Source organism: Rhizobacter sp. (genome assembly GCF_031412075.1).
Taxonomy (GTDB): Bacteria; Pseudomonadota; Gammaproteobacteria; order Burkholderiales; family Burkholderiaceae_C; genus Rhizobacter.
In genome coordinates, this window is the sequence record NZ_JANOCG010000674.1 from 1 (window position 1) to 3505 (window position 3505).

General features: G+C 66.7%; 4 protein-coding genes. 3 read left to right on the forward strand and 1 reads right to left on the reverse strand.

Annotated features, from left to right (window positions below; translation table 11 throughout):
- Positions 1–1390 (forward strand): zinc-dependent metalloprotease (locus RMO40_RS25020; protein WP_309726613.1); only part of this gene is annotated, 1390 nt, incomplete at its 5' end.
- Here the strand turns inward: RMO40_RS25020 and mpl are convergent.
- Positions 1391–2755 (reverse strand): UDP-N-acetylmuramate:L-alanyl-gamma-D-glutamyl-meso-diaminopimelate ligase, encoded by a 1365-nt coding sequence (mpl, locus tag RMO40_RS25025; protein WP_309726615.1) that lies wholly within the window; start codon positions 2753–2755, stop codon positions 1391–1393. It abuts the gene before it with no gap.
- A 35-nt stretch (positions 2756–2790) separates the two neighbouring features.
- Here mpl and RMO40_RS25030 point away from each other — a divergent pair, with 35 nt between their 5' ends.
- On the forward strand, positions 2791–3207 hold the full coding sequence (locus RMO40_RS25030) for a hypothetical protein (RefSeq protein WP_309726617.1): 417 nt from the start codon (positions 2791–2793) through the stop codon (positions 3205–3207).
- A 10-nt stretch (positions 3208–3217) separates the two neighbouring features.
- A partial coding sequence (locus RMO40_RS25035; protein ID WP_309726620.1) for a DUF6152 family protein occupies positions 3218–3505 on the forward strand: 288 nt, incomplete at its 3' end.

The following is a 3505-nucleotide window of genomic DNA, read 5'->3' on the forward strand; positions in this document are numbered from 1 at the left end:
CGGCCGCGGCGCACGCCGCCAGGCGCGTGACGACATCGCGACGCCCTTCGGCCACGGCGGCGCAGACGACAGCTGCACCTACGCGACCGAAGGTGCCGATCAGATGAGCTTTGCGCTCGACCTGCTCGAAGCGCGCGGCGACCTCGCACCCGACAGCCCCGAGGCCGTGGCCTTCGTGCAGTCGGTCATCAAGGACACCATCGCCCACGAGGTGGGCCACACCCTGGGCCTCAAGCACAATTTCAAGGGATCGACCGTGGTCTCGCGCGACAAGCTGCAAGACAAGGAGTTCACCGAGAAAAACGGCATCTCCGGCTCGGTGATGGACTACAACGCCTACAACCTTGCCGTGCGCGGTGAGAAGCAGGGCGCCATCAACAACAACGCGCTCGGGCCGTACGACTACTGGGCGGTCGAATACGCCTACAAGCAGATAGCGCCCGCCGAAGAAGCGGCCGAGCTCGCGCGCATTGCCGGGCGCAGCACCGACCCGCTTCTCGCTTATGCCGACGACGCCGACGCAGGCGGTGTGGGCCCGGGCAACGACGGTCTCGACCCGCTGGTCAACCGATTCGACCTGGGCGACGACCCCTTGGCCTATTACGTGAAGCGCCTCCAGCTCTCGCGCGAGCTGTGGCAACGGGTGCAAGAGCGTGGCCAGCAAGCGGGTGACGAAGCCACACGCCAGCGCCGTGTGTTGTTGAGCGGCTTCCGCCAGCTGGGGCGTGCCACCGAGTTGGTGGGCAAGTACGTGGGCGGCATGTACACCGTGCGTGACCTCCCGGGCACCTCGCGCCGCGCGGCCTACGTGCCGGTGGAGCCGGCCAAGCAGCGCGAGGCGCTGCAGTTCCTGGCCACGGGCGTGTTCAACGCCGACAGCTTCCGCTTCAAGCCCGAGTTCATCTCCAGCCTCTCGCCCGACTACAACGAGTGGGAGCGGGGCGGGCCGGTGAACATCCCGGCCGCCGTGCTGCAAATGCAAACCGTGGCCATGGACCGGCTGCTGGGTGCGGGCACCGCGTCGCGCCTGCTCGACCTGCCGCTGTACGTGAATGGCGCGGCGGGCAACAACATCATTTCGCTGTCGGAGGTCTACACCACCTTGCAGGGCGCGGTGTGGAGCGAGCTCAAGAGCGGCAAGGAGATCGACCGCCTGCGCCGCAACCTGCAGCGCGAGCACCTGAAACGGGTGCAGACCTTGCTGACACGCGGCTCCTCCACCTTGCCGCCTGACGCCCTGAGCCTGATGCGCATGAACGCCACCGAGTTGCAGGCGCAACTCAAGCGCGCTTCAGGCAACGGCAGGTTGACGGTGGAAAGCCGGGCGCATCTGCAAGACAGTCTGTCGCAGATCACCGAAGCGCTGCGCGCATCGATGACCCGGGGCTAGTCACTGCCCCAGCGCGGTAAGAAGCTTGTCGTGGATGCCGCCGAAGCCACCGTTGCTCATGCACAGCACATGGTCGCCCGGGCGGGCGGCGCGGCGCACGGCGGCGACCAGGGCCTCGATGCTGTCGGTGACGATGGCCTTGTCGCCCATCGGGGCCAGGGCTTCCTTGGCGCTCCAGCCCAGGTTGCCCTGGTGGCAGAACGACAGGTCGGCTTCTTCCAGTGACCAGGGCAGCTGGGCTTTCATCGAGCCGAGCTTCATGGTGTTGGAGCGCGGCTCGAACACCGCCAGGATGCGCTCCATGCCCACCTTGCGGCGCAAGCCGTTGACCGTCATGTGGATGGCCGTCGGGTGGTGGGCGAAGTCGTCGTAGACCTTCACGACGCCCCCGCCTACGTCAACGCTGCCGCGCAGCTCAAGTCGCCGGCGTACGTTCTCGAAGCTTGAAAGCGCCTTGCCCGCCTGCTCGGGCGCGACCCCCACGTGTTCGGCTGCGGCCATGGCGGCCAGCGCGTTGAGCTGGTTGTGCTCGCCGAGCAGTGGCCAGTCGACACGGGCGATCTTCAGGCTGCCGCGCAGCACATCAAAGGCGTGCGGCTCCCCGCGTGCGCGCAAGGCGCCCGGGGTTTCCTTGCGGGTGCCAAAGCGCACCACCTCGCTCCAGCAGCCACGCTCCAGCACACGCTGCAGCGACTCTTCGCGGGCGTTGATCACCAGGCGGCCGGCGGCGGGCACGGTGCGCACCAGGTGGTGGAACTGCGTCTCGATGGCGGCCAGGTCGGGGAAGATGTCGGCGTGGTCGTATTCGAGGTTGTTCAGGATCGCGGTGCGCGGCCGGTAGTGCACAAACTTGCTGCGCTTGTCGAAGAAGGCGGTGTCGTATTCGTCGGCTTCAATGACGAAGGGCTTGCCCTTGCCCAGCCTGGCCGAGACACCAAAGTTGGTCGGCACACCACCGACCAGGAAGCCCGGCTCCAGGCCGGCCTTCTCAAGCATCCACGCGAGCATGGAGGTGGTGGTGGTCTTGCCATGCGTGCCGGCCACAGCCAGCACGTGTCGGCCTTGCAGCACCTTGTCAGACAGCCATTGCGGGCCACTGGTGTAGGGCACGCCAGAGTCGAGGATCGCCTCGACCAGCGGGTTGCCGCGCGAGACCACGTTGCCGATGACGAAGAGGTCGGGTTTGAGGGCGAGCTGGTCGGCGCCCCAGCCTTCGATCAGGTCGATGTCGAGCGCGCGCAACTGGTCGCTCATCGGCGGGTAGACGCCCGCATCGCAGCCGGTGACTTTGTGGCCCGCTTCGCGCGCCAGGGCGGCCAGGCCACCCATGAAAGTGCCGCAGATGCCGAGAATGTGAATGTGCATGGTGGGCGATTCTAGGAGGCCATCACAATCGCCCCATGGGCTGGATCACCACGCATCCATGGGCTTACCCCCTGCTTGAGGTCGTTCACATCCTGGGCATTGCGCTGCTGCTCGGCAGCCTGGTGATGTTGGAGTTGCGGGTGTGGGGATGGGGGCTGGAGTTGCCGCTGCGCGCACTGGCGCGGCTTGCCTTGCGTGTGACCTTGCTCGGTTTTGCGCTCGCAGCCACCAGCGGCGCCCTGATGCTGGCCAGCCAATGGAGCGAACTGTTGGGCAACCGCGCGCTGATCACCAAGATGGTGTTGCTGGGGCTGGCCGGCATGAACGCCATCGCCTTTCATGCACGAGGCGGGCTCGACAAGGCCGACCGATTCGCACGCCTGCAAACCGCGTTGTCGCTGGGGCTTTGGGTGCTTGTCGTAGTCTGCGGGCGTTTCATCGCCTATGCCTGAAGGAGTCCTCATGCAACGACGCGTGTTTCTCATGGCTGCGGTCTCCACGCCGGTGCTGGCTCACCACGGCTGGAGCAGTTTTGATGCCGACCGCCCGCTGTACCTCGAAGGCCGCGCCGCCAAGGTGACCTGGGGCAACCCGCACGCCGAGATCGAGCTCGATCTGGTGGCTGGGCTGAAGCTGCCGCCCGACCTGGCCAAGCGCTTGGTTCCGGCACAAAGTGCGGGCATCGATGGGCCGGCGATCCTCGCCAAGACCCAGCTGCCCACCCGCGCCGAAAAGCGCTGCGATCGTGCC

What these genes read in the sequence shown, in the direction of transcription:
- RMO40_RS25030 (WP_309726617.1), top strand. Translation starts at nt 2,791, where the DNA reads ATGGGCTGGATCACCACGCATCCATGGGCTTACCCCCTGCTTGAGGTC.
- mpl (WP_309726615.1), bottom strand. Translation starts at nt 2,755, where the DNA reads ATGCACATTCACATTCTCGGCATCTGCGGCACTTTCATGGGTGGCCTG.